Annotated in this window: 17 protein-coding genes; 12 read left to right on the top strand and 5 right to left on the bottom strand. The window is 70.5% G+C overall.

The genetic code is table 11. From position 1 onward, the window contains the following. Positions 1 to 216 precede the first annotated feature (216 nt). The 3 genes from Q9R22_RS10895 to Q9R22_RS10905 all read left to right on the top strand — a co-directional run bounded on the left by Q9R22_RS10895 (position 217) and on the right by Q9R22_RS10905 (position 1,553). Positions 217 to 810 (top strand): mismatch-specific DNA-glycosylase, encoded by a 594-nt coding sequence (locus tag Q9R22_RS10895; RefSeq protein WP_131332567.1) that lies wholly within the window; start codon positions 217 to 219, stop codon positions 808 to 810. A 108-nt stretch (positions 811 to 918) separates the two neighbouring features. Continuing rightward, positions 919 to 1,353 carry a hypothetical protein gene (locus Q9R22_RS10900; protein WP_131332568.1) on the top strand — a complete coding sequence of 145 codons (435 nt, stop codon included), beginning with the start codon at positions 919 to 921 and terminating at the stop codon, positions 1,351 to 1,353. Beyond that, a complete protein-coding gene (locus tag Q9R22_RS10905) occupies positions 1,353 to 1,553 on the top strand; it encodes a helix-turn-helix transcriptional regulator (RefSeq protein ID WP_064846036.1) in 201 nt (66 codons plus the stop codon). The genes Q9R22_RS10900 and Q9R22_RS10905 overlap by 1 nt, the downstream gene beginning before the upstream one ends. A 23-nt stretch (positions 1,554 to 1,576) precedes the next feature. On the opposite strand, the gene Q9R22_RS10910 is transcribed toward Q9R22_RS10905, so the two are convergent. From Q9R22_RS10910 to Q9R22_RS10920, 3 genes are all read right to left on the bottom strand, one after another. Beyond that, entirely contained in the window at positions 1,577 to 3,022 is a 1,446-nt protein-coding gene (locus tag Q9R22_RS10910; protein ID WP_131332569.1) for a carboxylesterase family protein, read from the bottom strand. Further along, complete coding sequence (locus tag Q9R22_RS10915; RefSeq protein ID WP_131332570.1) at positions 3,015 to 3,458, bottom strand: GNAT family N-acetyltransferase; 444 nt, start codon at positions 3,456 to 3,458, stop codon at positions 3,015 to 3,017. Before Q9R22_RS10915 ends, Q9R22_RS10910 begins: the two co-directional genes overlap by 8 nt. Before the next feature lie 69 nt (positions 3,459 to 3,527). Further along, on the bottom strand, positions 3,528 to 5,153 hold the full coding sequence (locus Q9R22_RS10920) for an alkaline phosphatase (RefSeq protein ID WP_165489774.1): 1,626 nt from the start codon (positions 5,151 to 5,153) through the stop codon (positions 3,528 to 3,530). A 290-nt stretch (positions 5,154 to 5,443) separates the two neighbouring features. Between Q9R22_RS10920 and Q9R22_RS10925 the strand changes: the two genes are divergently transcribed. The 7 genes from Q9R22_RS10925 (at position 5,444) to Q9R22_RS10955 (ending at position 11,422) form a co-directional block, all read left to right on the top strand. Beyond that, positions 5,444 to 5,962 carry a trimeric intracellular cation channel family protein gene (locus Q9R22_RS10925; protein ID WP_242670623.1) on the top strand — a complete coding sequence of 173 codons (519 nt, stop codon included), beginning with the start codon at positions 5,444 to 5,446 and terminating at the stop codon, positions 5,960 to 5,962. A gap of 657 nt (positions 5,963 to 6,619) precedes the next feature. Continuing rightward, the gene (locus Q9R22_RS10930; protein ID WP_064846040.1) at positions 6,620 to 7,510 is read left to right on the top strand and encodes a rhodanese-related sulfurtransferase; all 891 of its coding nucleotides are present in this window, start codon (positions 6,620 to 6,622) and stop codon (positions 7,508 to 7,510) included. Between the two features lie 174 nt (positions 7,511 to 7,684). Then, positions 7,685 to 8,359, top strand: coding sequence for an MOSC domain-containing protein (locus tag Q9R22_RS10935; protein ID WP_131332571.1), 675 nt, complete (start codon positions 7,685 to 7,687; stop codon positions 8,357 to 8,359). Between the two features lie 167 nt (positions 8,360 to 8,526). After that, positions 8,527 to 9,399, top strand: a complete 873-nt coding sequence (locus tag Q9R22_RS10940; RefSeq protein ID WP_131332572.1) for a uracil-DNA glycosylase — start codon at positions 8,527 to 8,529, stop codon at positions 9,397 to 9,399. A 192-nt stretch (positions 9,400 to 9,591) separates the two neighbouring features. After that, positions 9,592 to 10,653, top strand: coding sequence for an LLM class flavin-dependent oxidoreductase (locus tag Q9R22_RS10945; protein WP_131332573.1), 1,062 nt, complete (start codon positions 9,592 to 9,594; stop codon positions 10,651 to 10,653). A 197-nt stretch (positions 10,654 to 10,850) separates the two neighbouring features. Further along, positions 10,851 to 11,240 (top strand): YchJ family protein, encoded by a 390-nt coding sequence (locus tag Q9R22_RS10950; protein WP_131332574.1) that lies wholly within the window; start codon positions 10,851 to 10,853, stop codon positions 11,238 to 11,240. Further along, positions 11,237 to 11,422, top strand: coding sequence for a hypothetical protein (locus Q9R22_RS10955; protein WP_085107129.1), 186 nt, complete (start codon positions 11,237 to 11,239; stop codon positions 11,420 to 11,422). Before Q9R22_RS10950 ends, Q9R22_RS10955 begins: the two co-directional genes overlap by 4 nt. A gap of 294 nt (positions 11,423 to 11,716) precedes the next feature. Here Q9R22_RS10955 and Q9R22_RS10960 read toward each other — a convergent pair whose 3' ends face one another. Further along, entirely contained in the window at positions 11,717 to 12,436 is a 720-nt protein-coding gene (locus tag Q9R22_RS10960) for a PIG-L deacetylase family protein (protein WP_085107130.1), read from the bottom strand. Between the two features lie 56 nt (positions 12,437 to 12,492). Between Q9R22_RS10960 and Q9R22_RS10965 the strand changes: the two genes are divergently transcribed. After that, positions 12,493 to 13,008 (top strand): O-acetyl-ADP-ribose deacetylase, encoded by a 516-nt coding sequence (locus tag Q9R22_RS10965; RefSeq protein WP_131332575.1) that lies wholly within the window; start codon positions 12,493 to 12,495, stop codon positions 13,006 to 13,008. A gap of 37 nt (positions 13,009 to 13,045) precedes the next feature. On the opposite strand, the gene Q9R22_RS10970 is transcribed toward Q9R22_RS10965, so the two are convergent. Next, on the bottom strand, positions 13,046 to 14,032 hold the full coding sequence (locus Q9R22_RS10970; protein ID WP_131332576.1) for a malate dehydrogenase: 987 nt from the start codon (positions 14,030 to 14,032) through the stop codon (positions 13,046 to 13,048). Positions 14,033 to 14,208: 176 nt separating this feature from the next. Between Q9R22_RS10970 and tpx the strand changes: the two genes are divergently transcribed. Continuing rightward, entirely contained in the window at positions 14,209 to 14,706 is a 498-nt protein-coding gene (gene tpx, locus Q9R22_RS10975; protein WP_131332577.1) for a thiol peroxidase, read from the top strand. Positions 14,707 to 14,785: the final 79 nt, after the last annotated feature.

Here is a 14,785-nt window from a genome sequence, read left to right on the forward strand (position 1 = left end):
CGCCGTTCCGGGCTGCGTCGTCGGAGGGGTGGGTTCCCGCAGCGCTGCCCGCTCCGCGTCATCGAAGGAGCATGTTCCCGCCGCGCTGTCGGCTTCGCTGGAGGCGTGGTCAAGCCGCGCCCCCCGACTCGACGGAGGGACGTTCTGCTCCGAGTGCGCCAGCTGTGTTCCGGCATCCATCCGGGCCGTCGGTGCTGCGGCCTAGCATGATCCACCATGGGATTCTCACGCGCCGAACTCGACTCCTACCGGGATCGCACTGTCCCGGATCTGCTGCCCCAGCCGTTGCGGCTGTTGTTCGTGGGTATCAACCCGGGGCTGTGGACCGCCGCGACCGGTGCGCACTTCGCCCGGCCGGGTAACCGGTTCTACCCGGCGCTGCACCGCGCGGGGATCACCCCGACCCTGATCAACGCCGCCGACGGCTACGTCCCGGAGGAGCTGGCGCAACTGACCGACCGGGGGATCGGGATCAGCAACGTGTGTCCCCGGGCCACTGCGCGGGCGGATGAGCTCACCGCGGAGGAGTTCCACGAGGGGGCACAGCGGCTGGACCGACTGGTCCGCGCGGAGCATCCCGCCGTGGTTGCGGTGCTCGGCATCACCGCGTACCGCGCGGCCTTCGACCGCCCCAAGGCCGTCACGGGGCGGCAGGATTCACCGTGGCCGGGCACCGAACTGTTCGTGGCACCCAACCCCAGCGGTCTCAACGCCCACAGCTCCCTGGACGACCTCGCGCGGATCTACGGTGACATCGCCCGCGCCGCGGGCATCGCCGTCGACCCCGGAGGACACCCCTCGAAGCGTTGAACCTCGGGATGTCAAACACCCTTGACATCGGGTGTCAAGCACACTTGACTGTAGCCATCGACATTCGGAACGGTATCCCCGCTCCGACCGGGTGAAGGGATCGCAGTCATGACCACTCGAGCAGAGCGCCGGATGGAGGCGCCCCCGTCCGCCTATGTCACCATGCTCATCACCGGTGCGCTCGCCGCGGCGGCGCTGGGTGACGTGGCCGCATGGTTCTCCGACGAGAACCGGCTCATGGCGTTCGTCATCTTCGCGATGTGCACCGCCGGGCCCATGTTCGCCCTGTCGTGGTTCGTGTTCGTCTCCCGATACACAGCGAAGTCCGATCCCCACGCGGAGGACAACGTGGAGGGCCAGTGGTACGAGAAGGCGGCCTCGGGCGCCTTCCACGACTTCCTGGTGGTGGCCGGGCTGGGCTGCGTCGTCCTGGCCCTCACGCAATTCGAGATCGCAGGATCGACCCTCCTGGTGCTGTTGCTCGTGTTCGTCATGGCTGATGCCGCCATCCGCTACGCGGTACTCAACAGGCGAGGGGCCTAGTGGACAACCGGATCGCGGAGCGGAGGGGAGACCGGTCGTGGTCGCAGGCCCACCTCGCACAATTGCTGGGCGTCTCCCGCCAGACCGTGATCTCGATCGAGCGCGGCCGGTTCGACCCCAGCCTCCCGTTGGCGTTCCGGCTCGCCGCCGTGTTCGAATGTCGGATCGAGGACCTGTTCACGCCCGACGCCGTCGAGTGACCCGTGTTCCCGAGCCACCCTGTTCAGACGGCACGACCCGTATCCGGCGGGAACATCCGCAGCCCGGCGCGGGAATCACTCGTGACGGGTTCGCCCCGCGCGAAGTCCGCCCACGCGCGACGCAAGCGAGCGCCGTCGGCGAGAACGTCCGCCCACGTGTGTCCCTCGACCATGGGGGTGCGCTCCCATGCCGGGCCAGGGAAGAGCAGGGGCAGCTCGGAGATGTGCGCCGCGGCGATCGGGCTGCGCCCCACACCCCACGAGAACTCGTAGCGTGCGCCCGTGCCACCCGAGCGGACATGGCGTTGCGCGAACCGGCGGGCACCCCGGCCGTAGAGCCGCTGGGTGAACGGGCTGATCAGGATCCGCTCCACGCCGCGGGACTTGCGGGGGTGGTTCATCCGCCGGAGTAGCGGGGGGATGCGCGCGGTGAACAGCGCGGCTTCGCGGGTCGTGTTGCCCACGAGGACCTCCACGTGTGGGGCGGCCTCGCACCAGTGCCGGTCCAGTTCGGATTCCGGCGGCAGCGGGTCGTGACCGTACTGCAATCCGAACGGCATCTGGCCCTTGAGTCCGAACCGCGTGGCGGCCTTGGCCACGCGCTGTTGCATCGTGCGGATGTCGTCCAGCGACGCATCCCGGGCGAGTGCGCTCGCGGTCGTCGCCATGAGCTCGCTCATCGTGGCGCGCCCGGCCAATAGGCCGAACGGCGCGCTCTGGATGACGGCACGGCGGAACAGGCCCCGAGCGCCGTCGGCGATCATGAGGTGCGCGACCGCGTCCCCACCCGCGGACTGACCGAACGCCGTGACGTTGGCGGGGTCGCCGCCGAACGCGGCGATGTTCTCGCGCGTCCAGCGCAGGGCAGTGATCATGTCCAGCAACCCCAGGTTGGCGGGGATGTCCGCGCCGTCGCCCAGGAAACCGAGCAGCCCCAGCCGGTACGTCACGTTCACCACGATCACGCGCTGTTCGCTCACAAGCACGCGCGGGTCGTAGAACGGCGCGTCCCCCGCGCCGGATGCGTACGACCCGCCGTGGATCCACACCATCACGGGCAGCCCGGCGTCCGGCGGCGTGTTCGCAGGCACGGTCACGGAGACGCGCAAGCAGTCCTCGTCCTGGGGCAGCTCTCCGATGTTGCTGCCCACGACGTCGTCCAGGAACGGCATGGGCGGTTGCGGGCACGCGGGCGCCGGCTCGGTCGCGTGGAGCTCCGCCGACGACGCCGCGACGGGCCGCGGTCGCTCGAAACGCCCCGCGCTCGCGTACCGGATCCCGGTGGCCCGGTCCACCGGCCCGTCCCGCCATCCGATGATCCGCCCGCACGGTGCGTCCCACCGGGGTGCGGTGGGTGCGTCGGACGGGGGCGGGGTGGAGCGACCTGACACGGCGTGACCCGGGACGGCGGCGTCGTCGTCCTGTGGGGCGGACCCCGGATTTACCGGAGCGGGGGGACGCTCAGTCATGCGCGCCGCGATCCATGGACAGGCTCATCCCGATGGTCCGCGGCGCGGGGTCCGCGAACCCGTGCCGCTCGTACAGCGGACGCCCGGGCTCATCCGCCATGAGGGACACGTACGCGCCCGGCGGTGCGTCGCGGTGGATGCGATCCAGCAGCGCGCGCAGGACCGCGGAGCCGATGCCCCTGCCCTGATGCGGCGGCAACACCGCCATGTCGATGACGTGGAAGTACCACCCGCCGTCCCCGATCACCCGGCCCATGCCCACGGTGTCACCGGACTCGTCGTGGATCGCGTGGATCGCCGCCCACGCGCCGCCGATCCCGGCCGCGGCCTGTTCCTCGGTCTTGCGGCTCATCCCCGCCTCACGGCGGAGCGACAGGTAGTCCGGGATCGTGGGCGGGCCGTCCAGGACGGTGTAACCGGGCAGGGTGTCGTTCATGCTCCTATCCTGGCGCATCCGTGGACCACGGAACACCACGCCAGCGGGGTGTCCGCTGGCGCCGCGCGGTCACCGCTGCGGGGTGAGCGTGCGGGTGTAGACCGTGGTGCCGTTGGCGTTGATGAGGCGCACCGTGAACGCGCTGCCGTCCCCCGCGACGTTCACGTGTCCGAAGTACTGGTGCTCGCCCGAGCGCGGGGAGCCCATGGGCGGACCGGCCTGTTGGAAGTCCACGCGGGGGCCGAACGTGCGGTCCAGTTCGTTGGGGCCGAAGGAACCGGCGTTGATGGGCCCGGCCACGAACTCCCAGAACGGCGTGAAGTCCTTGAACGCCGCCCGCTCCGGAGAGTAGTGGTGGGCCGCGCAGTAGTGCACGTCCCCGGTGAGGAACACCACGTTCTTGATCCGGTGGTCCTTGATCGCCTTGAGCACGCGGGCCAGCTGCAGCTCACGGCCCAGTGGTGCACCGTGGTTCGCGTTGGAGATGGATTCCTGTCCCTTCCCGTCCGGGACCACCAGACCCAGGGGGAGGTCATTGCCGATGACCTTCCACGTGGCCCGGGACCGGCACAGCTCGTGGATCAACCACCGGGTCTGTTCCTCGCCCAGGATCTCCGTCTCGTGCGACTCCAGCCCATTGGTGTTCTCGCTCTTGAACGTGCGCATGTCCAGGGCGAAGACGTCCAGATGAGGGCCCCGGGCGATCTTGCGGTGGATGCGCGCGGGCTCGAAACCGGTGCCGCGGCGCAGTGCGCGGGAGTCGGCGATGGGCATGTACTCCTGCCACGCCTGCCGGCCGCGGGCGGCCAGGGTGTCCACGTCCCGGACCTGCGTGTACCGCGGGTCGTCCAGGACCTCACCGGGCCACCAGTTGTTGGTGGTCTCGTGGTCGTCCCACTGCGCGATCACGGGGACCTCCGCGTACATGGCCCGCAGGTTGGTGTCCATCATGTTGTAGCGGTGGCGGCCCCGGAACTCGGCAAGCGTCTCGGCGACCTTGGAGACCTCCTCCGTGACCTCATTGCGCCACAGCGGTTCACCCGGTACCTGGCGCGTGGGCTCCAGGGGGTTGTCCGCGTAAATCGTGTCCCCGGAGTGCAGGAAGAAATCGGGCCGCGTGGCATGCATTGCCGCATAACCGCGCATGCCTCTGATCTCCGGGTTGATGCCGTAGCCCTGACCGGCGGTGTCAGCGGTCCATACGAAGGACTGGGGAGCGCACTGACCGCGGCGGTTCGTACGCTCCGGGGCGGTCGTGAACGACCCCGTGAGTCGCTCACCCATGCGTCCGGAGTCGTCCTCGAAACGGTACGTCACGTCGAAGCGGGTTCCGGCGGGAAGCTTCCGGGCCAGGATCTTGGCCGTGTGGTCGGTCCCGGGGTGGGCCCACCCGCTCACGAGGTGCAGCTTGGTGGCGCGGCGCCCGCGCAGGACGGTGCCGTCCGCCGCGGTGGCCCGCAGGACGGCGTGCAAGCGCCCCGCGCCGGAGGATCGTGCCCACAGCACGGCGGAGTCGGAGGTGACGTCGCCACTGGCCACCCCGCTCGGGAGGGTGAGGCGCTCGACCACGAGCCCCGGCCCGCGGGAGGGCTTGTCATGGGCGAGCGCGGCGGAGGGGACGGCGGTCACGGCGGCGGCCAGGGCGGCCCCGCTCATGAGCTGACGACGGTTCAAGGGGCCGTTCTGAAGAGTCATGACCTCATGATCGGCGCCGTGGGTGACCCGTGGATTGCTCCCGGGTGAATCTTCGGATCCGCTCTGACGTGCACCGATACCCCCACGGGGTGCACCACGGGCAGCCGGGGTTCCCACCCGCGGAACCGATCGACGTGCCGGTTGCCGCCCGGTGCGCCGATCGGCCCCTATGCTGGTCCCCGTTCACGCAACGGGTCGACGGGAGAACACGCAGTGAGCATCGAGGCGGCATCCGTCTTCAGCGCCGTGGATCTGCTGGGCGTGCTGACCAAGGGATCCTGGGCGGCGTCGTGGCCCGCCAATTGCGCATGGACCTCGTGGGATTCACGGTGCTCGCCATCGTCTCCGGACTGGGCGGCGGCATGCTGCGGGACACGCTGCTGCAACAGGGCTTCCCGGTGGCGCTGACCAACCCCGCCTACCTCACCTCCGCGCTCGCCGGCGCGGTGATCGCCTACCTCATGGTCTTCGGTCACCGCTGGACGATGCGCGCCCTGTTCCTGGCCGACTGTCTCTCGGTGGGGTGCTGGGCCGCCACGGGCACCGTCAAGGCCCTGGGTGCCGGGCTCGCATGGCCACCGGCCATCCTGCTGGGGGTCGTCACCGCCGTGGGCGGGGGGATGATCCGGGACATCGCCGTGGGCCGGTTGCCCGCCATCTTCGGCGGGAACACCCTCTACGCCACGAGCGCCCTGCTCTCGAGTGGCCTCATGGCACTGCTCGCGGGCCTGGGTCACGAGACCGCCGGTATGGCCGGGGCTATCGTCCTCAGCGCCGTGGTCAGCGTCGCAGCGCGCCGTTTCGGGTAGCGCCTGCCCGGCCCCGCGAACCTCGGCCCCGGGGCGCTGGCACGGTTGCGCCGCAGACCCGCCACGGGCAGACGCGTGCGTCGCGAGCGGGGAGGGGTGCGGCGGCGTCGTCGGGTGTGACACCGGCGCGGACCGCGCCGACAAATCCGGACCCGGGGCTCACCCGAGCGGCGGACAACGCCGCTGCGTCCCGGTACGCGGGGAACGCTCAGTCGGCGGGGGAGACGTCCTTCACGGGCGCCTTGGTGGTCCATGACTTGGGCGCGTTGCGACCCGCCAGCAGGGAGAAGATCACGATGAGCGCTGGGGGCGCCGGCGGAAACGGACGCGGTGGACATGGTGCTCCCTAGAACGATGTGCCGGAGGTTCGGCGCCGATGGATCATGGGCAGCTCATCAAGTCAGGCGTCCAACGCGCGGAGCACGGGATCTGTGAGCCCCACACCGCCGGGTCGGTGGCAGGTGAGGCCCTCCCCACGGCTGTATCCAATCCAGCGAGGGCCACGCGCACCCGCACCCCGCCCCACATCCCCCGCCTTACACCCCCGCGGCAATCCCACTGCACAACACACATGCCCCGGAACGACCGCGGGATCGGCCGGGAACGGCTTTTTCGGGGCACAGATGTTCGGTCGGAGCGGGGATCTACGCTGGAGTCATGTCCCTCCCCAAGATCGTGCTGTTCTACGTCTTCACACCCCTGCCGGATCCGGAGGCGGTGCGGTTGTGGCAGCTGAACCTGGCGCGGAGCAGCAATGTGACGGGGCGGATCATCGTCTCCGCACAGGGGATCAACGCCACGGTGGGAGGGGACATCCAGGACGTGAAACGGTACGTCCGCGGGCTGCGGGAGTACGTCCCGTTCAAGGATGCGGACGTCAAGTGGTCGGACGGCCGCGGGGACGACTTCCCCCGGTTGAGCGTCAAGGTGCGCCCCGAGCTCGTGTCCTTCCACGCCCCGGACGTCATCACGGTCACGGAGCACGGGGTCCAGGGCGGTGGCACCCACCTGACACCCCGCGAACTGCACCAGCTCGTGGACCGGGGCGGGGAAAACGTGGTGTTCTTCGATGGACGCAACGAGCTGGAGGCGCGGATTGGGAGGTTCCGGGACGCCGTCGTCCCCGACACGGGCACCACGCGGGACTTCATCCGCGAACTCGACTCCGGGAAGTACGACCACCTCAAGGACAAGCACGTGGTGACCTACTGCACCGGGGGAGTGCGCTGCGAGGTGTTGAGCGTGCTGCTGAAGAACCGGGGATTCCGGGACGTGTACCAGCTGGACGGCGGGATCGTGCGCTACGGCGAGCAGTACGGGGACCACGGACTGTGGGACGGCTCCCTCTACGTCTTCGACAAACGTATGCACATGGAATTCTCCCCTGATGCGCGCTCGCTGGGCCGCTGCGAGGAATGCGGCACGGCGACACCCACGTTCGTGAACTGCGCGGAACCCACATGCCGGCAGCTGTTCCTGTGCTGCGAGGACTGCACGGCCTCCGGGGCCCGGGTGTACTGTCCGGACTGTGTCCCGGCGCACGCATGAATCACAGCGAGCAAGGGGCAAGGAGCAACGAGCCACGCGCGGCGCACGAAACAGCACGCGGCAGCGCGAGACGCCGCGGGTCGTGAAGCAACTGACAGGCGGGCGGACCGGCCGGACCGCGCGAGCGGCGCCCATACCCCATCCGGTGAGCAGTCCCCGGGATCAGGAGGACCCATGGAGAATCCACAGCTGACGGTCACGGATGCCGCGGTGGTCGCACTGCACACCGGCGCGGTGCGGCGGCAGCGCTGGGGCGGCAAGGCCTTCGACACCGCCGCGGACAAGGAGGCCCGCACGGACCGGGTGTTCCTGAGCGCCACGGGATTCATCGGGGACGAACAGGGGGACATCTCGGTGCACGGCGGTCCCGAGAAGGCCGTGTGCTGCTATCCCCATGAGAACTACGACGGGTGGCGGCGCGAGGGCCGCGATCTGGGCCCCGGTGCGTTCTCCGAGAACCTCACGTTGCGCGGCGCCACGGAGGATCAGGTCCACCTGGGGGACGTGTACCGGGTGGGCACCGCGGTGGTCCAGGTGACCCAGCCCCGCACGCCGTGCGCCACGGTGTCCCGCAGGTGGCAGGACGCCCAGCTGCCCCGGGACATGGAAGACACCGGCCGCACGGGGTTCTACCTGCGGGTCCTGCGCGAAGGTCACGTGGCCGCGGGGGACACGTTCGAGTTCACGAGCCGGCCGTCGGGCGCGGTGTCCGTGAGCGATGTCGTGCGCATCATGAACGCCGGCATGGCGGACCCGGACGCCTACCGTGCGCTGACCCGCGCCCCGGAGTTCCCACAGCGCTGGCGTCGGCAGATCCTGCGCCGGCTCGGGGAGGACACCCTGCTCTGAGCCGCGGGCCCGACGTCGCGTGCTCGCCTCGGTCATTCCCTACCTGTTCCACTCGGGGCGGGGACGACGGCGCTCGCGGCCCGGGCGGCGTCGCCCGCTCCGCACCGCACGTCACCGCATTTCCGCACCCTTCCACACCCACTCGCACCCTTGAGACAGGCACACGCATGGCCGAGAACCCCCAGACGCTCCTGCCCCACCCGCTCACCGGGCAGCTCTTCCCGTCCCCGGTGCCGCCCGGGACCGGGTGGCCGGAGGACCCCGCGCGAGCGGACACACCCGTGGCCCGCGACGCCGCCCGGGTGCGTGAGCTCGCGGCGGGGGCGAGCGACGTCGAGCAGCTCAACGCCCTGTGCAGCGTGTGTCGCACGTGCGAGCGGCTCGTCGAGTGGCGGGAGGACGTGGCCGAGCGCAAGCGGGCGTCGTTCGCGGGGGAGCCGTACTGGGGGCGCCCGGTGCCGTCCTACGGGGACCCCATGGCGCGGCTCGTGATCGTGGGACTCGCGCCCGCGGCGAACGGCGGCAATCGGACGGGTCGCATGTTCACGGGGGATCGTGCCGGGGACTGGATCTACGCGGCGCTGTACCGCGCGGGGTTCGCGGCGAACGAGACCGTGAGCACCGCGGGGGACGGGCAGACGCTGCGCGGTGTGCGGATGATCGCCCCGGTGCGCTGCGCGCCGCCCGCCAACAAGCCCGCACCGGACGAGAAGGCGGCGTGCAGTGGGTGGTTCGAGCAGGAGATCGCGCTGCTCCCACAGCTTGAGAGCATGCTCGCGCTCGGGGGCATCGCGTGGCACACGACCCTGGCCGCCGCGGCGCGCATGGGTTGGGACGTGCCCCGACCGCGCCCGAAGTTCGGCCACGGTGCCGTGGCACGGTTGCGCACGCCGGAAGGCTGCACGGTGCGACTCGTGGGGTGCTACCACGTGAGCCAGCGCAACACGTTCACGGGCCTGCTCACGCGTGAGATGCTCGACGACGTCATGGCCCTCGCCGCGGCCCCCGCCTCAGGGGAGGAGGAGTCTGGCGAGGCCTGACCCCGGGAACTGCCCCCGCGGGGCCGATTCCGGGGTGCGACGACGCCGCGCGCGCACGGGCCGCTTGAAAATCACCCCCGCGGACACGGGATGCCCGGACGCCGGCGTGCGATCGACACCGAGCGGCGGCGTGCTCATCGTGCAAGAAGTTGCACAGGAAATAAAAAGGGCGGGGTCGCGGTTGCACCGGTCATGAAGGCTTTCGGATTCCTGAGTTTCGGTCATTACGGTTCCGGGCGTGGACATGCGGACCCGGATGCTCGTCAGGCCCTCAAGGACGCGATCGAGATCGCCGAGGGCGCGGACGCGCTGGGCGTCAACGGCGCGTACTTCCGCGTGCATCACTTCGCACGCCAGTCCGCGTCCCCCATGCCCCTGTTGGGCGCCATTGCGGCCCGTACCCGCCACATCGAGGTGGGCACCGGCGTGATCGACATGCGCTATGAGAACCCGCTCTACCTCGCGGAGGAAGCGGCCCAGTTGGACCTCATCTCGGACGGCCGCGTGGCCCTCGGCGTGAGCCGCGGTTCACCGGAGCCCGCGCTGCGCGGGTGGGAGGCGTTCGGCTACCTGGGTTCCACGGATCCGCGCGGTGCGGACATCGCCCGGGAGCACTTCGACACGTTCCTGCGGGCCATCAAGGGTGAGCCCATGACCTACGCGGATCCCGCCCAGTACGGCGCGGGAGCACGGCTCGCCATCGAACCGAAATCACCGGGTCTCGCGGAACGCGTGTGGTGGGGTGCCGGTTCGGGCCGGACCGCCGAGTGGGCGGGCGAGCAGGGCGTGAACCTCATGAGTTCCACACTGCTCACGGAGGCCAACGAGGGTACGTTCGCCGCGCAACAGGCCGATCAGTTGCGCCGCTACCGCGAGGCCTTCGCGAAGGCGGGCCACACGCGTACGCCGCGCACGTCCGTGAGCCGCAGCGTGTTCCCGATCGTGGGCCCCGAGGACGAGATCTTCTCCTACATGGGCGCGCGCGAGTCCCGCGACCAGGTGGGCGTGATCGACGGGTTCACCTCCACATTCGGGCGCACCTACGCCGATTCGCCGGACGTCCTCATCGAGCAGTTGCGCGCCGACGACGCCGTCATGTCCGCCGACACCCTCATGCTCACCATCCCGAGCCAGCTGGGCCCCGAGCTGAACCTGCGCATCCTCGAGAACTTCGCCAAGCACGTGGCACCCGCCCTCGGGTGGAAACCCAACACGGAGGGCCCGGTCCAGGGGTACTCGATCGCGGGTCGCTGACCGCCGGAGCCATGGCCGCACGGGGCGGGCCGCGGGATGTGCCCGACGACGATCGTCGGACCCGCGGCCCCCGTGCCGCCCGCTGACGTACCGCCCGGCTGTCATGCGGCCCGACCGGCGAAGGCCACGTGCACGCGCCGGGTAGGGCGACGTCGCACCCCGAGGGGTGGGGGCAGCGCGGGGGTAAACTCCCGCGCATGAGTGTTTGTCCCTGCGGTGGGCTGCCCGCCGGTGCCCCGTTCGAACAGTGCTGCGGCCCCGCGGTGCGTCACGAGCGGTGGCCCGTGACCGCGGAGGCCCTCATGCGTTCGCGCTACACTGCGTTCGCCACGGGCGACGACGACCACCTGTTCCGCACGTGGCACCCCGCGCACCGTCCGGCGGACACGGCGAGCGATCCCCGGGTCGAATGGACGGGGCTCACGATCGTGCGCACGGAGGCAGGCGGGGAGGACGACGCCGCCGGCACCGTCGAGTTCGAGGCCACCTACCGCGGTCCCGACGGTCCGGGCGTGCTGCGCGAGAACTCCCGGTTCGCCAGGCGTGCAGGCCGGTGGTTCTATGCGGCCCCGGTCGAGGACGCGTGAGCGGCACAGCCACGGCAGGGATCACCGGACGGGCACTGGGTGCGCTGAAGAGCACTGTGGCGAGCCTGCCGCGGTCGTGCTTTGCGGTGGTCATCGCCTCCGGCATCGTCTCCGTGGGGGCGTACCACCTGGGATTCCACGGACCCACCACCGTGGTCATGGGGTTCGCACTCGCGGTCTAGGCGATGCTCGTGGTCCTCACCGCGTGGCGCGTGGTCGCCTATCCGCAGCGGGTTCTCGAGGACCTGCACGTCCCCGCCCGGGCCTTCGGGTTCTTCACCGGGGTGGCCGGGACCAACGTGGTCGCGGTGTGTCTCATCGCGCTGGGGGAGACCGTTCCCGTGACGCGCGCGCCCGGGGGAGGGGCTGACTGCTACGAGACATTGCGGGGAGGCGAACGGCGCCAGTGCCAGCGTCCCGCGGGGGCACGGGCGCCGTCGCCCCTGGTGACGTCTCCGCGGACAACTCCGAGGACGTCAGAGTGGGAAGACCCGCACCCCGAGAGCGTGGTCCACACCCGCGGCGCGCCCGGCGCCTTCGGTCATGCCCGTGATCATCTCGTGCGGATCCGGGTGCCCGTCCAGCGCGGCGAGGTACTGCTCGTGGCAGCGCAGCGACTCGACCGCCGCGGTGATGTCCTCCTCGGACAGTTCGATCGCATGATCGGGTTGCGCGCCCGTGACGAGCAACCGTTCGGCGCCCCACGCCTCGAGCCCCTCGTCCTCGAGCAGCTCCCGGAACACCCACGGATTATCGGCGTCCCGCAGGGCGTCGAGCGCGGCCATCCCGGCCACGCGGTGGTCGGCCTGGTTGAGACCCCACCCGGCCTCCACGGACCAGTCGATCGTGACCACGGTGTCCGGGCGGACCTCGCGGATCACCCGCGCGATCCTGCGCCGCAGGTCCAGTCCGTATTGGAGGGTCCCGTCCGGCAGGTCCAGGATCCGCAGATCGGTGACCCCCACGGCCCGGCACGCCGCTTCCTGTTCGTCCCGCCGCAACGGGCCGACGTCGCTCGGATCGCGGTCCCGGATCCCCGCCTCCCCGGCGGTCAACAATAGGTAGCTCACCGTCGCGCCGCGCCGGGTCCAGCGGGCGACGGCGGCCGAACCCCCGTACTCCATGTCGTCCGGATGGGCCACCACGCACAGGACGGTGTGGACCCCTGAATCGTCGAACAGTTCGAGATCGGCCATGCTCCCAGCCTAGGGGCCCATGGGGCTCGCTGACGGGGCGGGACTAGTGTGGCCGTATGAACATCGAGATTCGCAAGGGTGACATCACGAAGGTCCACGCGGACGCGATCGTCAACGCGGCCAACTCCAAGCTCCTGGGCGGAGGCGGTGTGGACGGGGCGATCCACCGCGCCGCCGGGAAACAGCTGCTCGCCGAGTGCAAGCAGTTGCGGGAGACGACCCTCCCGGACGGGCTGCCCGCGGGCGGGGCCGTGGCGACCAAGGGGTATGACCTGCCCGCCACGTGGGTCATCCACACGGTGGGCCCGGTGTTCGCGAAGAAGACCGATCGCAGTGACGTCCTGGCCTCGTGCTACCGCGAGTCGCTGCGCGTGGCGGACGAGATCGGCGCCGTGTCCGTGGCCTTCCCCGCGGTCTCCGCCGGGATCTACGGCTGGCCCTTGGACGACGCCGCCCGGATCGCCGTGCGCACGGTCCTCGCCGCGGACACCTCCGTGGACACCGTCGTCTTCGTCCCCTTCTCCGACGCCGCCGAGCAAGCGTTCCGCGTCGCCCTGGCCGAGAACTCCTGACCCGCCCCGCACACGGCGGTGCGGGTCAGGGCCGGGCTCAGATCAAGCCCAGTTGCTGCACGGCGTCGCGCTCGGACTCGAGTTCCGCCACGGACGCGTCGATGCGTGAACGCGAGAACTCGGAGATCTCCAGGCCCTGCACCACGGACCAGTCGCCCCCGGACGTGGTGACCGGGAACGAGCTGACCAGGCCGGCCGGGACACCGTAGGAACCGTCGGAGACCACGGCCATGGACGTCCAGTCCCCGTGGCGGTTACCGAGCATGAGGTCGCGGGCGTGATCGAGCGTCGCGCTCGCCGCGGATGCGGCGGAGGACGCACCGCGGGCCTGCAGCACCGCCGCGCCCCGCTGGGACACCGTGGGGATGAACGTGTCCGTGACCCATTTGCGGGACACCAGGTCCAGGGCGGGCCGCCCGGCCACCATCGCGTGGTCCAGATCCGGGTACTGCGTGGCGGAGTGGTTGCCCCACACGCTGAGGTTCTTGACCGTCGCGACCGAGGTTTTGGTCTCAGCGGCGAGCATGGCCGCGGCCCGGTTGTGGTCCAACCGGGTCAGGGCGCTGAACCGGGACTCGGGGATGTCCGGGGCGTTGCGCTGGGCGATCAGCGCGTTGGTGTTGGCCGGGTTGCCGGTCACGACCACGCGCACGTCGTCGTGGGCCACGTCGTTGAGGGCTCGGCCCTGTTCCGTGAAGATCGCACCGTTGGCCTCAAGCAGGTCGCTGCGTTCCATCCCCTTGGCCCGCGGGCGGGCACCCACGAGCAAGGCGAGCTGAGCGCCGTCGAACACCGTGCGGGCGTCGGAGTCGATCTCCACGTCCGCGAGCAGCGGGAACGCGCAGTCCTGCAGTTCCATGACGGTTCCCTCGAGGGCGGGCAGGGCCTGCGAGATCTCCAGAAGCCTCAGCCGGACGGGGCGTTCGGGGCCGAGCAGGTCCCCGTGGGCGATCCGGAACAGCAGGCTGTATCCGATCTGGCCGGCGGCGCCGGTCACGGCCACGGTGACGGGAGTGGTACTCACGGTGATTCCTCCTGGGCTGCGCGCTCCGGGGTGCCCGGCGGTCACGCGACTCTGATGCGGGGTACCCGTGTGACTCGTCTCACGGGGCGGGGTGGCACAGAGGCTATCAGCGAGCCCGGTTCAGCGCACGGCGGACATGCGTGTCACGGGCCAGTGGCGCGCACCACAATGGAGACATGGCTACTACTGCATTCCAAGGAAACCCCGTCCACACCGTCGGCGAGCTGCCCGCCCAGGGAGAGTCCGCGCCGTCCTTCGACCTCGTGGGAGCGGATCTGAGCCCCGTGGCCTCGGACGAGTTCACGGGCAAGCGCATGGTGCTCAACATCTTCCCGTCCCTGGACACGGGCGTGTGTGCCCAGTCCGTGCGCGAGTTCAACCAGCGCGCCGCGTCCCTGCAGAACACCGCCGTGGTGTGTGTCTCCAAGGACCTGCCGTTCGCGCAGGGCCGGTTCTGCGCCGCGGAGGGCATCGACAACGTCACCACCGCGTCCGCGTTCCGTTCGTCCTTCGGCGAGGACTACGGTGTGACCCAGACGGACGGCCCGCTCGAGGGTCTGCTGGCCCGCGCCGTCGTGGTCGTGGACGAGAACGGCAAGGTCGTCCACACCCAGCTCGTCGGGGAGATCACCGAGGAGCCGGACTACGACGCCGCTGTCGCCGCCGTCTCCTGATCAGCTCACCGGAGGAGGGGCGGGGCCGTGCGGTCCCGCCCCTTTCGCGTGTCCGGATCTTTCGGGACGGATAAGGAAC

Origin of the sequence: Kocuria sp. PD6 (genome assembly GCF_031844145.1) — a bacterium.
GTDB lineage: Bacteria > Actinomycetota > Actinomycetes > Actinomycetales > Micrococcaceae > Kocuria > Kocuria marina.

Excerpts from the sequence above, each read along its gene's own strand:
- Q9R22_RS10895 (WP_131332567.1), top strand. The coding sequence starts at position 217 with ATGGGATTCTCACGCGCCGAACTCGACTCCTACCGGGATCGCACTGTC.
- Q9R22_RS10900 (WP_131332568.1), top strand. The coding sequence starts at position 919 with ATGACCACTCGAGCAGAGCGCCGGATGGAGGCGCCCCCGTCCGCCTAT.
- Q9R22_RS10910 (WP_131332569.1), bottom strand. The coding sequence starts at position 3,022 with ATGACTGAGCGTCCCCCCGCTCCGGTAAATCCGGGGTCCGCCCCACAG.
- Q9R22_RS10915 (WP_131332570.1), bottom strand. The coding sequence starts at position 3,458 with ATGAACGACACCCTGCCCGGTTACACCGTCCTGGACGGCCCGCCCACG.
- Q9R22_RS10920 (WP_165489774.1), bottom strand. The coding sequence starts at position 5,153 with ATGACTCTTCAGAACGGCCCCTTGAACCGTCGTCAGCTCATGAGCGGG.
- Q9R22_RS10930 (WP_064846040.1), top strand. The coding sequence starts at position 6,620 with ATGTCCCTCCCCAAGATCGTGCTGTTCTACGTCTTCACACCCCTGCCG.
- Q9R22_RS10935 (WP_131332571.1), top strand. The coding sequence starts at position 7,685 with ATGGAGAATCCACAGCTGACGGTCACGGATGCCGCGGTGGTCGCACTG.
- Q9R22_RS10940 (WP_131332572.1), top strand. The coding sequence starts at position 8,527 with ATGGCCGAGAACCCCCAGACGCTCCTGCCCCACCCGCTCACCGGGCAG.
- Q9R22_RS10945 (WP_131332573.1), top strand. The coding sequence starts at position 9,592 with ATGAAGGCTTTCGGATTCCTGAGTTTCGGTCATTACGGTTCCGGGCGT.
- Q9R22_RS10950 (WP_131332574.1), top strand. The coding sequence starts at position 10,851 with ATGAGTGTTTGTCCCTGCGGTGGGCTGCCCGCCGGTGCCCCGTTCGAA.
- Q9R22_RS10960 (WP_085107130.1), bottom strand. The coding sequence starts at position 12,436 with ATGGCCGATCTCGAACTGTTCGACGATTCAGGGGTCCACACCGTCCTG.
- Q9R22_RS10965 (WP_131332575.1), top strand. The coding sequence starts at position 12,493 with ATGAACATCGAGATTCGCAAGGGTGACATCACGAAGGTCCACGCGGAC.
- tpx (WP_131332577.1), top strand. The coding sequence starts at position 14,209 with ATGGCTACTACTGCATTCCAAGGAAACCCCGTCCACACCGTCGGCGAG.